The organism is Lactococcus sp. S64 (genome assembly GCF_016516525.1).
Lineage (GTDB): Bacteria > Bacillota > Bacilli > Lactobacillales > Streptococcaceae > Lactococcus > Lactococcus lactis.
The window spans coordinates 266,635-283,356 of the sequence record NZ_JACVUQ010000002.1; the positions used below are offsets into that span (position 1 = coordinate 266,635).

Sequence of the window (16,722 nt, forward strand, 5' to 3'; positions counted from 1 at the left end):
TGACTCCAGTTTTTGCACGATTTTCAGATATAATTATGCTTTTGTGATATTAACTGCTTGAGGTCCACGTTGACCTTCTTCAACATCAAATTCAACTTTTTGACCTTCGTCAAGTGATTTGAATCCATCAGATTGGATTGCTGAGAAGTGCGCAAACAAGTCTTGACCATCTTCAGAGGTAATAAAACCAAATCCTTTAGTAGCGTTAAACCATTTTACTGTTCCATTTGCCATAATATTTATTTCCTTTCGACAAAATTGTAAATCTCATTTTGCGAAAAGTGAATCTATAAAACATTTTACTCATGACAAAATCTACTTCTTCATAATAACACTAATTATACTCAATGTCAAACTACTCTCTCATTAATAAAATCCATATCGTAGTGACATGGATTTTATGAACTGTAAGGAAAGCAACTAATCTTTCCCTCACTCAGTATAACATTTTAATTCATTTTTGCAATAGCAATAAATAAAAAGCACAGGACATCCCATGCTTTAAATCATTTATCTTTTATGTACGTTTGAAGCATAACGCCCACGAGACGTCATTTTGATATCAAAAGTAACCTTTTGACCTTCATCGTATTTTTTAAAATCATTTCCTTGAATAGACAAGAGGTAAGCAAACACATCTTGCATATCATCTGCCATAATAAAACCATAGCCTTTGTCAGAGTTAAACCAATTTATTGTTCCTTTATTCATATAATACATCCTTTCGCATCATCTGTAAATCCTATTTTGCGAAAAAGTGCATTCCTAAAACATTTAAACTCGAGACAAAACCTACCTCTTAATAATAACACCTATTCTTACTAAAGTCAAATTGGTCTATTTAAAACTTATTGATCTTCTTATGATTCCCAAGATTTTCATGAGGATTTGCTTTAGCAAGTGTCAAGGTTTCTCTATCCACAACTCTGACATCATGGTTTTCTAATTCTACAATTAATGCATTCTTATAGAGATTAACATCTCCAGAAACGACTGTTGCTTGTTCCCCATTAGATAATGTAATTTTATCTCCTGTTTTCATTTTTCACTTCCAATCTAGGCTTTGCCTATTTAACGAAAAAATTTTACTACTTAAGGGTGAGTTCTATATAAGAAAAATAAGGGCTCCCTAAAGCCCTTAAAATATTGCGGGAACAGGATTTGAACCTATGACCTTCGGGTTATGAGCCCGACGAGCTACCTAACTGCTCCATCCCGCTTCGCAAGTATAACACTAATATCAGTTAAAGTCAATTTAACCCTTAAAGTTCAATAATTATTTAACTAAAAAGGATTTTTATGGACAGAACTCAAAATTTTTCTCACATCAGAAAACTTATTACTAGGTATATAACTAATATGCTTACTACAAACCCAAAAAATAGTAAGCTTATAATCGCTTTTTTCTCTTTATTTTTATTCGTTAGACATTCCTCACTCTTATTAGCGACTTAATTCTTTATCACTACACATTATTTTAAAAAAGCTACTCACAATTGAGCAGCTAATGATGAAGGTGTGGTGCTTTCGCTAAACCACCCATGAACTAAGTATATCACTTTAATTCGAAATTACAATATCAATCAAAAAATAGAAACCATACTTGGTTTCTATTCCACAACAGAGACTGTGATCTCATAAAATTAAGTATAACACCTTGTTAAGCTCAATACTGATTATTAGTTTATAAAGAGAAAAAACATATAGCTTAAAAGCATCAAACAAGCTTAACAAAATAAAAAGTCATTAATTCAATTCTTAATGACTCTTTAGTTTATTTTTTGTTCAAATCTTCTAAAATAATATGGTTAGTTTATTAAATTTATACACTCAGAAATCAAATGAGTTTAATAGTGTCTACGATTTATATAAGAATTACTGATTTTATACCCTAAAATAACGACACGCACGCCATTGAAAGCTTATATTCTTCTTATTTTTGGGCATTTCAACATTTCTTATTCTAAATAAGACAATACATAATTTGTGAAATACTACCTTCCAAACTAAGACCTGTAAATTTACCTTTCTTATACTTGAATTATTAGGCGGTTAGTACCACTAAAAGAACTTTCGGTTATCTTTCAAAAAGTTAAAAGATAACAAAAAACTGAAACTTTTTTATAGTTATAATATTGAATTAATATTTACAACTACCATTTTATTTTTTTGTAAATAAAGAATATGCTAGATAAAAATTTCCTAATGTTGCCGAACCATTTTCTTTGACAGTTGGTAAGCGAATATACTTTTCTACAGAACAAGGTAAATCTATATAATTATTAAGCATAGAAATGAAATGTTTTTGTGTAAGTGATATCATATTTGATTTTTCCATTACTCCACCTCCCAAAATTATACACTCGGGAGCTAATGTCAATGTTGCATTAATAGCCGCTTGAGCAATATAATAGCTTAAGATATCCCATATAGAATCATCTGAAGGAATTTTTTCCCCAAGTATTCCTGTTCTTGCTTTAAGACTCGGGCCCGCCGCAACTCCTTCAAGACAATCACCATGGAAGGGACAGATTCCCTCAAAAGTAAGATCATCTTTATGACGATTTATTCTCTGGTGACCCATTTCCGAATGCCCAATGCCACCAATAAAATATCCATTTTGAATTGCTGCTCCTCCAATACCTGTACCAATTGTTAAATAAACAAGATTTTTTATTCCTGTATTTTTCATTTCACCATAGGCAGAGGCGTTTACATCAGTAGTAAAATATATTGGAATATCAAGTGCTTCTTTTAATTGCCCAACTAAATTTATATTTTTCCAACCAACTTTTGGCGTCGAAGTGATGTAACCATACGTTTCACTTGAAAGGTTTAGATCAATAGGTCCAAATGATCCTAAACCAATGGCAGAAACTCGATTTTCTTTAAAATATTTAATCGTCTTACTTATAGTTTCTTGGGGCGTAGTAGTAGCAAATTTAAATTTTTTTATAATATTAAAATGTTCATCTGCAATAGCCAGTACAAATTTTGTGCCACCAGCCTCAATTGATCCATAGTATACGGACATAGTTCGCTCCCTCTAGTTCAATAATAGAATTTTTTCTCCAACTTTGATATCAACATTTTCACTCAATGGTAAAATCTCATTGTAACTTGCTGAATTGGTAATAACAATAATCACAGTATCATCGAATCCACTCTTCTTGATTTCTTCTTTATCAAAAGATCCTAGTAAATCCCCTGCTTTTACTTTCTGGCCAACTTTAACATTTTGTATGAATCCATTACCATTCATTGAAACAGTATCTATTCCAATATGTAAAAGAACTTCACCTCCATTTTTTGTTTTTATACCGTAAGCGTGACCTGTTTCATAAGCAATAATAACTTCTCCGTCGGCTGGTGAGAAAAGTTCTCCAGAATTAGGCTTGATTGCAATACCTTTTCCCATAATTTCTTTTGAGAAAACAGGGTCACTTACATCAGACAGAGGAATCACAAATCCATTTATTGGGGCAAGGAGTTCGTCACTTTTAACTGGATCGATAATAACTTTCTCCGGTTGGTATTGAGTTGTTGCATTCTGTTTATTTTTTTCTTTCGTAATAGATTTAGTTTCCATCCGACGACCATAGATTGAGGTAACAACAAAAGCAATAAGAAAGCTAATAAATATCGAAATCATAAATTGCAAGTTATACCCAGCTTTAATAGAGATAAAGCCAATTAATCCTGCGGATCCCAGACTAACCGCAAGGACATGGAATAATCCCATAAATAATGAACCAATTGCTGAAGCCCCAAGAGCAATAAAGAACGGATATTTTAGTTTTAGATTAATCCCAAATAACGCAGGTTCAGTAATACCTAGGATAGCAGATACGCCAGCTGGAGCTGCGAGAGCTTTTGTCTTAATGTTTTTAGTAACAAATAAAATTGCAAAAGTTGCACCAGCTTGAGCCATATTTGCGCAGGCAGCGACTGGAAAAATAAAGTCTCCACCAATACCACTGTGTTGATAGTTTGTGATTAACATTGTTTCAATGGCCGGAAAACTCTGATGTAATCCAGTTACTACTATTGCGGAGTAGAAGCCTCCAAACACAAGCATTCCTAGCGCTCCCAATGTGTTATAAAGTCCAACCAAACCATCTGTTAAGCCGTTTGATACAAAGCGAAGTGCTGGTCCCACAATAGTAAATGTGAGAAATCCCGTTATGATGACTGAAAGCAATGGAGTAAATGTGAAGTCTATAGCATCGTTAAGGTATTTATGAAAGAATCTCTCAAGTTTAGCAAGGATAAAAGCCACTCCAATTACAGGAAGAACTTGTCCTTGATATCCAGCCTGAGCAACTTTAAAACCAAAAATATCCCAATAAGTCATTGTATGATTAGAGATTGCTTCAGCAACATTATATCCATTAATAAGTCCAGGCATCACCATAATCATACCTACAACAGCACCTAAATATGGATTTCCGCCAAATCTTTTTGTGGCAGAATAACCTATTAAAATTGGCATAAAGGTAAATGGTGCGGCACTCATAGTATTAACAATATCAGCAAATCCTTTCCACATCGGAAACATTTCAACAAGCGATTTCGTCGCGAAAAGATGTTCAGCTGTTAGCGCATTATTAAGAGCCATTAACAGACCACCAGCTACAAGAGCTGGTATCAAAGGAACAAAAATATCAGAAAGCAGCTTTACAAGTGCCATTACTGGATTTTGTTTTTTTTGACTTCCTGCAATCTCTTTGAGATCTGCAGTTGATGCCTCACTTATTCCTGTAAGTTTAATAAATTCTTCGTATACAGTGTTAACATCACCTGGCCCTACAATAATTTGATATTGACCAGCTGCTTCAAAAGTACCCTTAAGATCTGGGTCATTATCTAGAGCCTCTTGATCAATAACGCCAGTATCTTTTAAGACTAAACGTAGTCGTGTCGCACAATGTGCAGCTCCTTGAATGTTATCACGCCCAACTGCATTTAAAATGCGTTCAGCTACCTGCTTATGATTCATAATTTTCTCCTCAAATAAAATGATTTCGCTTACAGAAGTTATTTTATCATTTTTCTGATATATGTCAAGCGCTTGCCACATTTTTTATTTTTTTATTTTTACGTGCTTATTTATATTGATTTTTTTATAAAAAACGTTTATCATAAATATATATAATTTAGTAAATGAGGAAATAAAATGAAATGGTCTACCAAACAACGATATCGTACCTACGATAGTTATTCTGAAAATGATTTACAGAGTTTACGCAAACTGGCACTAAAATCTCCTTGGAAATCAAATTTTCATATTGAACCAGAAACTGGACTTCTTAATGATCCAAATGGATTCTCTTATTTCAATGGAAAATGGCATTTGTTCTACCAACATTTCCCTTTTGGGCCAGTACATGGTTTAAAATCATGGGTACATATGGTCTCAGATGATCTCGTCCACTTTGAGAAAACAGGGCTAGTCCTTTATCCAGATACAAAATATGATAATGCAGGAGCTTATTCTGGGTCCGCTTTACCTTTTGAAAACTCCTTATTTTTAATATATACGGGTAATCACAGAGGCAAAGATTGGGTTAGAACTCCATATCAACTCGGAGCAAAAGTTGACAAAAATAATCAGTTAGTCAAATTCACTGAACCACTAATTTTTCCTGATTTTTCTCAAACAACCGACCATTTTCGAGATCCGCAAATTTTTTCATTTCAAGAACAAATTTATTGCTTAATTGGTGCTCAAAGCTCTCAAAAAAATGGTATAATCAAACTTTATAAAGCAATAGAAAATAATTTAACTGATTGGAAAGATTTGGGAAACTTAGATTTTTCAAAAGAAAAAATGGGTTATATGATTGAATGTCCGAACCTTATATTTGTCAATGGTAGAACAGTATTAGTTTTTTGTCCACAAGGACTAGATAAATCGATTGTTAAATATGATAATATATATCCTAATATGTATGTTATTGCGGATGACTTTACTACTGGTTCAAAAAATCAGCTAAAAAATGCAGGACAACTAATTAATTTGGATGAAGGTTTTGACTGTTATGCTACGCAGTCATTTAATGCACCTGATGGCTCTGCTTATGCCATTTCATGGCTAGGTTTACCTGAGACATCATATCCCACTGATAAATACAATGTTCAAGGTGTCTTGTCCATGGTTAAGAAGCTTTCAATAAAAGACAACAAATTGTATCAATATCCAGTTGAAAAAATGAAAGAATTAAGACAAAAGGAACAAGATCTCTTACTAGCAGATAATAACATTATTACATCTAACTCTTATGAACTTGAGGTCGATTTTCGTCAGCAAACCTCTACACTTCTATCTTTAATGACAAATGAAAAAGGGGATAGTGCACTTAAAGTTGAGATAGATAAAGAAAATAATACTATTACACTTATAAGAAATTATGAAAAACGTTTGGCACATGTTAAAATAGAAAAAATGAATGTATTTATTGATCAATCAATTTTTGAAATTTTTATTAATGATGGTGAAAAAGTATTATCAGGTCGTGTATTTCCAAATAAGAATCAGTATTCGATTAGAAGTCAAAATCCGATAAAAATAAAATTATGGGAGCTAAAAAAGTGATTAAACTTGAAGATGTTGCAAATAAAGCTGGGGTTAGTGTAACGACAGTTTCGCGTGTTATAAATCGTAAAGGATATTTGAGTGACGCAACAATATCAAAAGTAGAAAAAGCAATGCAAGACTTGCATTATATTCCAAACGCAGCCGCACGTTCTTTGCAAGGAAAGTCTTTAAAATTAATTGGGCTAGTATTTCCAACTATAAAAAATATTTTTTATGCAGAATTGATTGAAAAAATTGAGCAAGCTCTTTTCAAACGAGGTTACAAAGCTATGTTAGCAACAACAGAACATGATGAACAAAAAGAGCGAGACTATCTTGCCTTATTACTTTCTAACCAAGTTGATGGAATTATTTATGGGAGTCATAATTTAAAAGCACATGATTATATAGCAATTGAAGCACCTATTGTTGCTTTTGACCGTTTATTAACCCCTGAAACGACTGTTGTTAGCTCTGATAATTTTGAGGGAGGAATCCTAGCTACTAAAGCTTTGATTAACTCTGGAAGTAAAAAAATCGCCATATTTACTGGGAACGATAATACCAATTCTCCTACATATTTAAGGCGTGATGGATATCTGCTTGAGCTAGAAAGAAATCAATTAAAGCCTCATATAATAAAAATTCCTTCTCAATGGACTCTTCTTCGCAAAAAAGTTGAGATCAAAAAAATACTAGAAAACAACGATTTTGATGGTGTATTTTGTACAGATGATTTAACAGCTATATTAGTAAAAGATCTCGCCTCAAATTTAAAAAAATCACTTAATGTGGTAGGTTTTGATGGAACTGAATTTATAGAAAACTACTATCCTAACCTAACAACGATAAAGCAACCAATAAATGATTTAGCGGAACTCTTAGTTGATTTAATCATACGAAAAATTGATGGAGATAACATTGACATTACATATCAACTTCCTGTTCAGCTACATTATGGTATAGATTAAAAATATATTTTACTTCTTCAAAAAGACACTGCTTTAATTCTGCAGTGCCTTTTATTTTATATACTTTTCTATTTTTTTATGTCAACATTATACATACTATTTCTTTTTTAATATGAAATGGCCTTTGAAAATATCGAATAGTAACTTTCCAATATTGTTACCCTTCTCTTCTCGAATAGGTAATTCACTTGACGCTACTGCATATGTTTGAGTAATTAAATAAGCATATTGTTCGTAATTTAATGAAGTAAAAATTAACCCTATGTTTGTTCCGCCTTTTTTTGGTATAATTCGCCTGATAACACTCTCTAATTCATAGCCATTTACGGAAAGAATAATCTTTTGCTCTTCCTTTAGTTCTATTTTATTATTACACTCTATTGTTATACCAGCACCTAATTCATTCCAGTCCATCACTTTGCAATCTATAATTAAATGACTCTCTTTATCCAAAAGTTGAGCTTCTTTAGAGCTTAGAAATCTTTCTGATCTTCTAAATCGAGGTCTTTCAAACGGAACTAAAACCGCAAAAATTAAAATGAAAACATTATATAATAACCAAAATGCATTTATATATATCGCATCTTTTCCAGATTCAAATGGTAATATGTTAAAAATTACAAATATTGATTTACATAGTGCAATAATAGAAAAAAAGAGTAATATCAAAAGTGGTAAAGATAAGCGCCAGTTATAATATTTTTTATTAGTATTATAGCCTTTATTAGTAACTGTAAATCCTTTTTTACTTTTTAAAACTGCATCACTAATTACAGAGTAACTGATGAAAGGAGCCATAACAGTTTCATAAATATTTGTTAATAAAATACTTTGAGTTCCTTGACTAACTCTATTAAATGCAAGCTGAGATGCTATAAAGGATGGTAACCAAAAAGTTAATATACCACTGAATCTAGCATTCAAACTGTAAAATCCAAAAAGAACAAACCATAAAGGTGCCAGCATAAAGATCATTTTATATATTCCCGAAAACCAATAATGAATGCCATCCATATACAGCAACTTTTGAACTTTATTTAACCCTTTAATTTTTAACGGCAACCACTTTCTTGCTACTTGAATATTTCCTCTTGACCAACGATCTCTCTGCTTAATTAAATCTGAAAAGTTTTCAGGAGCTAAACCACTTGCCAAATTCTTATTAACAAATCTAGTTTTCCAGCCTTTTGCTTGGATAAACATTCCGGTGGCTAAATCTTCTGTTATTACACCTGTAGAAAAACCTCCAATGCTTTCGAGAGCTGCTCTTCTAAAAACAGCATTGGATCCAATATACATAACTGAGTTATATATATCTTTTTGATTTTCTATACGACGCATGAAAAAGTCTTGATCATTATTTAGATTTTTTTCAGAAAAAAAATTGAATTGATAAGGATCATTATTAAAGAATGTTTGAGGTGCTTGAATAAATCCCATTTTTGAATCTTCGAAATATCCTACCGTCTTCTCTAAAAAGTCCACCCTGGGCACCATATCAGCATCCAATGTAACTACTAAATCTCCTTTGGTTTCCTTTAAAGCATTATTCAAATTTCCAGCTTTTGCATTTTCATTGTTATCTCGTCTAATATATTTAACATTCAGCTCTTTAGCAATGAGTGCAATTTCTTCCCTATCTCCATCATCCAGAACGTATATCTCAACTTTTCTTAAATCAGGATATCTAACCTTCTTTGAAGCGATGATTGTTCTTTTTAATATTGAGCTAGACTCATTATATGTTGCAATAAATATATCTACTGTGGGATAGTTGGGGTGAAGTTCTACTAATTCCTTATCTTCTTTTGTATTTTTTTTCCAAAATAAAAAGTAAAATGTGATTGATAAAACAAAAGAACCTATCTCAGCTATTAAAAGTGATAATCCTAGTAAAACACTTATAGCAGAACCATGAGGTAACGTATAAAGAATTCTCCAAACAATATATATTGTCATAGTTATAATGTATAAGCTGATTAATATATTTTTAAAAATAAAATATTTTTTAGATAAAAAATAAATAATAAATAAAATAAAAATTGAAGTTATAATAAAAAACAAATGATTTTCCAAAGCTTTTCCTTTACTCTTTAAATAAATTGACTAGATTTAATAGTAATAATAAAATTACTTACCTACCACTAATTGATTTCTTCCATTTTCCTTAGCTTTATATAAAGCGTCATCCGCACTTGAAATGTAATTTTCAATATTTGAGAATGTCTTTATATGGGATACTCCTATGGAAACAGTAATACCTCTTACTTCTCCATCCAATAGCATTTCATCGATGTTTATTTTTTGAACTGCTAATCTAATTTTTTCTAATTTATTTTCAACCTCTACAAAATTTATTTCTTCAAAGACGAGTGAAAATTCTTCCCCTCCTATACGGTAGCAATTTATTTTATTTCCCTCAAAAGATAATAAAACTTTGCTCACTTCTAATAAGACTAAATCACCAACTAAATGATTAAATGAGTCATTAAATACTTTAAAATAATCAATATCCAAAATAGCTAAAGAAAAAATTTTTTTCTTTTTCTGTAATACTTCTAGTTTAGCTTGAAATTCACTTCTATTTTTCATTTTTGTTAGGTAATCATGAGTAGCCTTCTTCTGCATCTTTTTTATATCGTTTATCATATAATAAAGGACAAATACCAATATCGTACTTATGACATATAAGTGCAGATAAATATTTATGTCCCTAAGTGGATTTTTAATAATTATAGCATTCAAAAAATTCCCAATTAATAAACAGTAGTAATTCAAAATTAAGAGTTGAATAATATCACTATTAATTTTACTCACAATATATTTTAGCATGGGTAAGGTAAATACCAATAGTACACTATAACAAATAGCAATAGGTGTATGATTATCTATGCCCCAAAATAATCTTATAACCATTAATAATAGAGTGCTCGTTATAGTAACTTTATTTCCAAAATATTTAACAGTAAATGCTAATAAAAGAAATCTTAAATCATATCTAGCACCACCAATTTCAATTGCAAAGTACAATAAAAAAATCCCTACAATAGTTACAAAAATTGAATTAAAAAAAGTTCCCTTGTCTTTCAAAAAAGAATGAAACTTGTTATAATTCACATAATAGCTTAAGTAACCATAAAGAGAAACTAATAAAATGCTCATATTTGCTAAAATACTAATAAACATTCAACACTCCCTAAATTTATAAATACAAAATTAAAAAAATCTTTTTATTTACTTGAAGCAACATGACTTTTACCTTCACCAAATAGAAATCCCTGTTGTAGTCTTATCCCCATATTTAATAAGCATGAGGAAAATATTTTACACTCAATACCTTCAACCACAAATTCCTTATCAAATTCTTTCGCCAAATGAAACCATGCTTCAATAAATAATATTAAAGTTTCTTTTTTTATATCTCGAAAAGGCAATATGGAAAATTTTATACTAGAAACTTGTTCTATATGTTTGATGACAAAGTCTATATCATTTGTTCCATTCCCGACATCATCAATTACAAAATTATATCCAAGCATAACTAATTCAGCATATCTTGATTTGAATACCGTATCAAGATCAAATTCTATAAAATTTCTATGTTCAGTTAACTCAATTTTTATTCTATTTGAAAACTCTTTTAACTTATAAAAAAAATCAAAAATTATAGTTTCCTTCCATTGTAAAGGATGAATGTTTATAGCCAAATTAATATTTTTATTTCTAACTAAGATATCATTAAGTTTTTCAAAATACCACTCCATAAACATTTGGTGTTTTTCAGGTGAATATAAAATTTCATTAAATTTCTTATTTGGAAAACGCCTTTTATCCTGAGATCGAAGTAGAACCTCATATTCTAAAATTTCTAATGTTCCATTATTTTTAATATTTACTATTGGTTGATAAATAAGATAAAATAAATCATTATAGTCTTGCATCTACACATTCTCCTATATCTTTTCTTTTACATTGGGATGAATATTTAAGTAACTTCTGCTCATTATTATAATTGTTATTTTCAATTAAAATATAAATTGTAAAATTACTTTACAACTATAAAAATAGATACTGTAACTATGTACTTTAAAAGCCTTTATCTGTATTATACCAATTTTTAAATTATTTATTTTTTATAATATAATAAATTTTTGGTCAATTTAAATAATTTTATTTATTATTAGTTTATATTTTTGGCTTCTACTAACTTATATTTCAAAAAATTCCTACAATTTACTCTCTTGATTAAAATTTATTTAACATTTTATCTTTATGAATCCATAAAAATATTAAAAAGCAAAGTCTATACCACAATGAAAACTTTTTGTTGATATTATAATTGTAAAAATTTTTCCTGGCTATTTTTTATAATAAAAGATAGAGTTTACTTTTAAGCTTTCTTTCGCTACATTTTTCCAATCTTAAAATATAGGATATAAAATAAAATAGTTTGTACGCTATTGATTGAAAAAAATAGTTGAAAAATAAATATTTATCCATCTAAGATTTATATTTATATTTAGATTTGATTTAATATTTTCAACTACAAAAACCTACTGTAAATTTACAGTAGGTTTCTGATAAAGTAGATGCTGTATAGTTTTGCTTTGGTTAGTTCTTTGGTTCATTTTATTTTTATCAATGATACATCTTTTAATTCTAGGTTAAAATGCACTTTATATGTGTATCAAAAATACTAATTCAAAAAAATAATGTTTTTTAGTTACATATTTGAATACTCTTGACTTGAAATCCCCCCAATTTGCCCCATTTTATTTTTCAATTTAAGAACCTTACTATAGGAAACACTTTGAGACCCTTATAAAGCCTGTATTTAACTTTGAGAACGACCTAAATAATCCCCTCTTCTACTTTCTTAGCCTCAAAAATATTCAAATGACACTAATAGGTTATATGTTTTAAATATTAACTTTATGAACTAAAACTACCCCAAAAAACTGCTTCTCATTATACAATATGTAGGTGTTTTTATATTTAAATATGCTAGATATAACAATAAATAAACTACTATATATCATGTAAAGCACATTATATATTAGACTTAAAATATAACTTTACTTTTACTACTTATGTATAAAATACTATCTCATAACCGCTTCTCAAAATAAAAAACTGAAGAAATTTCTTCAGTTTTTTTGCACAATTCTTCAATTAATTATTAAGAAAATTCACTGTTATTCAAAAGCATCCGAATATTTGATGGTCCCAGTTACATTTTTTAATGCATTTTCCAATAATGGTTTTATCATGAAATTTTCATTGGGTACTTCAAAAGGAGCTTTAATCTTATATTGGCTATCAGGTATATATCCAAATTCATGAGCATGATTTTATAAAAAAACTACTAGTTATAAAGCCTAGCAGTTTTTTATAAAATCAAGTAAAAGCATTAAGATAGTCAGTGCTAATATCAAACTGTCTGTTATCCCCAAGTTCAGGAAAGTAAAGATCATTAGCCCATTGCCAAGCTGCGTTGCTAGTATTAAGAAGATTGTCTTCCGTAGGATTCATTGGCCATTCAGCAATCCAGCAGTTTTCCGCTCCTAATTTTTTCATATCTAGTACAGATGAGAACCAGTTTTTAGATGAGTAATGATATACATTTTTATACCCCCCAGATTTTAAAACTTCCGCAAACTTCAATGAATTTGATGTTGGATTTGACTCAAGTGGAGCATCCACTTTCTCATAGTCATTAACAAATGAAGTATCTCCATCTAAATTTAGTTCTTTAGCATAATCTAGGAAATATTGTGCTTCCTCAATAGCTCCTTGAGTACTATCAAACCAACTGAAATGATAAACACTAACTTTCAAGCCTGCTGCTTTAGCATTAGCAATCTGTTTTGGTGCCTCAGGATTTTTATAAACATTTCCCTCCGTTAATTTAACAATAACCCCTTTAATACCATATTTATTTTTCATAATCTGAAATTCTTCTTTAGTAATCTCACCATTATTACTTGAAATATCAATAAAGTCCTTAGATGGTCGTCCTGTTTCTGCCGCTGAAATCCCTGAAGATTCATTAATTCTCGGACTTGTATCTTTTTTTATAAGTTCTCCCATTGAGTGATTATTAGTTCCTTTGATTAATAAACTATGAGAACTCTTATAATCAATTTTGTCGGCATTTATACTGCCCACACCACTACTCAATAATAAACCACATAACATTGTAGTACCAACGGTTAGTGTAACTATTTTTTTCATTCAAAAACTCCTTAGGCATATTTAGAAATCTCTTTCTAAAATAGATTATATCATTATTTATAAAAACAACTATTATAATCATATGTCTTTTTGATTATAATATTATAATAATAATCTAATAAACTAATTTTAAAATAATCAAAAAAATAAATCGATAATATTATTGCTCCATAATTACTTTAACTTTTCTAACTATGGCTGAAAAATAAAAAATCACTATATATTGACGTACATATAATGATAAATTTATAAAATAAAAGACTGCTAATTATTAAATAGTAGCCTTTTATTTTATAAAATTTGTGTCCATAAAGTGTCCAATTTCTAGCACCTTATAGCCTGTAAAAAAATATCTTATTAATTTATGTATTTTAAATTCTGCCCACTAAGTTTTATTTTAGTTTCTATAATGCATTGCTACAAAGGCATGATGTATATAATTAAAAAGTATAAAATAAAGAGTCACTAATAATTTAGTGGCTCTTTATTTTATGCTTTTTACTTTAGCTCTACTACAATAATATGATTACTTTCTGAAGCTCAATAACAGTAAATATTTATCTACTATCATTTCTCAATTTTGCCTCTTCTATATTTTAGAGCTAGTAAAGCAGTTGTACCCATGATTAATAAACTTCCCAAGAATACTCCAATAAAAGAATTTAACATTGTATCTCCTGTTTTTGGAAGTGTAGTAGTTGTATCCAGTGAGTTTGATGAAGCTGCTGGTATTGACAATGATTTTGAACTTGGCGGCGTTGTGGACGGTGTAGTAGTTGCGTTCAATGTGTTTACAAAGTCAAATCCTTTTTGTTCACTAGTATAGTTTTTAACTGGGACTTCTTTTACTGTATATATGAATTCTTTACCATTTTTATCATATTTAGGAAGATTCGAAAAAGAATACTTCCAACTATCTACGGCACCAATTTTTGTAGAGGCAAACTTTTGATCATCTCTATACAACTCTATCGTTATGGTTTTAGGACGTAATTTTTTAGAATCATTATCATCAATCCACGTCTTTGTACCAGATATCGTTATTGATTGAGTATTATACATTGTCAAATCAACTTGTGTCTCCTGATTACTAGTTACAGTAAATTTATTAGGTGTACTATCCAAAACGTAGCCTTCAGGTGCCTTAGTTTCTACAAATGAATATTCACCAGGTGCTAACAATCCTGAGTTAACTTTGCCATCAGAACCAGTCACTAGATTATCGACAACCATATTTCCTTGGTTATCAATGACCTTGAATACAGCTCCGGCAAGAGGAGCATCAGTTTTGCTGTCTAATTTTTGTAAGATTGCTGAACCTGAAAGTATCGTTACGGCGTCATTACTATAAATTGTTGAACCTGCATAAGTATAGCTAGCCTTATTTATTATTTTATCACCAATATGTGCTGACTTATTAATAAAGTTAACTTTAACTTGAATTTCTTTACTCTCTCCTTGAGGCAAATCATTTAAAAGAGTATAACTAATAGTGTTCGTATCTTTATTATATGTTGCATCACTAAATCCATCATTTTGAACTGTTGAGTCATAAGAAACATAATTTGGTAAAGGGTCAGAGACAACCGTTCCTGCTTTAAGTGCCCCTTTATAATTACTTAATGTCAAAGTATATACTAAGCTAGCACTATTTGTTGCTAATTCTGATTGGCTTACTTTTTTTGTTAAACCTGTTGCGGAAGGGGTTAGATCTTGCATAATGAGAGGAACTTCCCTCTCATACATTTGTACCCCATTATTAGATAAAGTAGCATGATTATACTGTGTTCCAAAATTATCCACATTATATCCCGAATTTACTGATCCACCATAAGTAATGGCATAAGATTCATTTGATTCAACTTTCCCTAAATGAAGTGAGAAGCCTTTAGATGTTGCTTGGATCTCACTTGCAAAAGAATCCGTTACTAATTGAGGATTTGTAACTTTACCTGTGTCATCAACAGTTACTCTATAAATATAAAGATGATTCACACGTGCTGGATTCCCAGGTGCTCCATTAAATACTGGAATAGGATAAGTATCTGCTAAACTTAAACCATTTGGTAAAGTATCTGTAATTGTTGCATCTTCATAAGTTTGGTGGTTATAATTAAACACGACCACAAAATTATTCAATTGTGAATCCGTTGGTGACATAATGTACTGCTTAACACCATTATTATTAATTGAATCGGAACCACTATACTTTACAAATGCTGGATTTCCTGTTGTTGATGGAATTGTTTTGGAATTATCCATCGCCGTACTAACAGTATTTCCTGCAATATTTAGATTAGTATTAAAATCAATATTTTCAGGAACTTTTGTATTGTCGGTAAAGTAAGGTGCTTTAAATTCCACAGTAAATGTATAACCTACAGCCTCATTCTGATTGATTTTAGACGCATCATACTTCACATTTAAAATATAATTTCCACTTCCATCATCAGAATAAGCTGGATTATCCAAATAAAATGGATCTGTCATTTTAATCATAGATCTCAACTGTGTTGGATCAGCTACTATATTTTTAGGTATTTTAACTTCTACTGTTCCATTTTCTTTTAGGTTTCCGGCAGAAGCTGATAAAGTAACATTAAGATCTACTAATCCTTGAGAATTAATACTATCTGGAGACTGAATAGTCACCCCAGGATCGTCACCTTGCAATTTTGAGCTTGTAAGGGCAATGGCATTACTACTTTGATTTAAAACAATGAGTAAGGTTCCAAATATCATTGCTATTTTTTTCAAAAATTTAACTCTCATATTTTATCCTCCTAATAATCTGTATCGCAAAACATACACGTCACAAATATAATTATAATGAAATATACATTAATAATCAAACATTTGCTTATTTACGCTCATCCTAAATCGTTAAACGCTTTAATAAAGGACCATCAGCCTATTTCGAGAACAATTTCGTAACCAATT

At 30.2% G+C, this 16,722-nt stretch carries 12 protein-coding genes and 1 tRNA gene; 2 read left to right on the forward strand and 11 right to left on the reverse strand.

From position 1 onward, the window contains the following. Nucleotides 1–33: 33 nt before the first annotated feature. From IAE51_RS03690 to IAE51_RS03715, 6 genes are all read right to left on the reverse strand, one after another. On the reverse strand, nucleotides 34–234 hold the full coding sequence (locus tag IAE51_RS03690) for a cold-shock protein (protein ID WP_011835124.1): 201 nt from the start codon (nucleotides 232–234) through the stop codon (nucleotides 34–36). A 276-nt stretch (nucleotides 235–510) separates the two neighbouring features. Next, complete coding sequence (locus IAE51_RS03695; protein WP_200094767.1) at nucleotides 511–711, reverse strand: cold-shock protein; 201 nt, start codon at nucleotides 709–711, stop codon at nucleotides 511–513. A gap of 130 nt (nucleotides 712–841) precedes the next feature. Next, complete coding sequence (locus tag IAE51_RS03700) at nucleotides 842–1,042, reverse strand: hypothetical protein (RefSeq protein ID WP_011835139.1); 201 nt, start codon at nucleotides 1,040–1,042, stop codon at nucleotides 842–844. A 104-nt stretch (nucleotides 1,043–1,146) separates the two neighbouring features. Then, nucleotides 1,147–1,220 (reverse strand) — tRNA-Met (locus IAE51_RS03705). A 941-nt stretch (nucleotides 1,221–2,161) separates the two neighbouring features. Next, nucleotides 2,162–3,034, reverse strand: coding sequence for a fructokinase ScrK (gene scrK / locus IAE51_RS03710; protein ID WP_200094769.1), 873 nt, complete (start codon nucleotides 3,032–3,034; stop codon nucleotides 2,162–2,164). Nucleotides 3,035–3,046: 12 nt separating this feature from the next. Further along, nucleotides 3,047–4,999, reverse strand: coding sequence for a sucrose-specific PTS transporter subunit IIBC (locus IAE51_RS03715; RefSeq protein WP_200094772.1), 1,953 nt, complete (start codon nucleotides 4,997–4,999; stop codon nucleotides 3,047–3,049). 177 nt (nucleotides 5,000–5,176) lie between these two features. On the opposite strand from IAE51_RS03715, the gene IAE51_RS03720 reads away from it, so the two are divergent. Beyond that, nucleotides 5,177–6,595, forward strand: a complete 1,419-nt coding sequence (locus IAE51_RS03720) for a sucrose-6-phosphate hydrolase (RefSeq protein ID WP_200094774.1) — start codon at nucleotides 5,177–5,179, stop codon at nucleotides 6,593–6,595. Continuing rightward, a complete protein-coding gene (locus tag IAE51_RS03725) occupies nucleotides 6,577–7,548 on the forward strand; it encodes a LacI family DNA-binding transcriptional regulator (RefSeq protein WP_017864246.1) in 972 nt (323 codons plus the stop codon). The genes IAE51_RS03720 and IAE51_RS03725 overlap by 19 nt, the downstream gene beginning before the upstream one ends. 96 nt (nucleotides 7,549–7,644) lie before the next feature. On the opposite strand, the gene IAE51_RS03730 is transcribed toward IAE51_RS03725, so the two are convergent. The 5 genes from IAE51_RS03730 to IAE51_RS03750 form a co-directional block, all read right to left on the reverse strand. Further along, nucleotides 7,645–9,624, reverse strand: a complete 1,980-nt coding sequence (locus IAE51_RS03730; RefSeq protein WP_200094776.1) for a glycosyltransferase — start codon at nucleotides 9,622–9,624, stop codon at nucleotides 7,645–7,647. Nucleotides 9,625–9,678: 54 nt separating this feature from the next. Continuing rightward, on the reverse strand, nucleotides 9,679–10,734 hold the full coding sequence (locus tag IAE51_RS03735; protein ID WP_017864244.1) for a GGDEF domain-containing protein: 1,056 nt from the start codon (nucleotides 10,732–10,734) through the stop codon (nucleotides 9,679–9,681). A 44-nt stretch (nucleotides 10,735–10,778) separates the two neighbouring features. After that, complete coding sequence (locus tag IAE51_RS03740) at nucleotides 10,779–11,489, reverse strand: EAL domain-containing protein (protein ID WP_103054526.1); 711 nt, start codon at nucleotides 11,487–11,489, stop codon at nucleotides 10,779–10,781. Between the two features lie 1,456 nt (nucleotides 11,490–12,945). Continuing rightward, a complete protein-coding gene (locus tag IAE51_RS03745; protein WP_233611023.1) occupies nucleotides 12,946–13,782 on the reverse strand; it encodes a GH25 family lysozyme in 837 nt (278 codons plus the stop codon). Between the two features lie 567 nt (nucleotides 13,783–14,349). After that, nucleotides 14,350–16,554 (reverse strand): Cna B-type domain-containing protein, encoded by a 2,205-nt coding sequence (locus tag IAE51_RS03750; protein ID WP_200094778.1) that lies wholly within the window; start codon nucleotides 16,552–16,554, stop codon nucleotides 14,350–14,352. Nucleotides 16,555–16,722 lie beyond the last annotated feature (168 nt).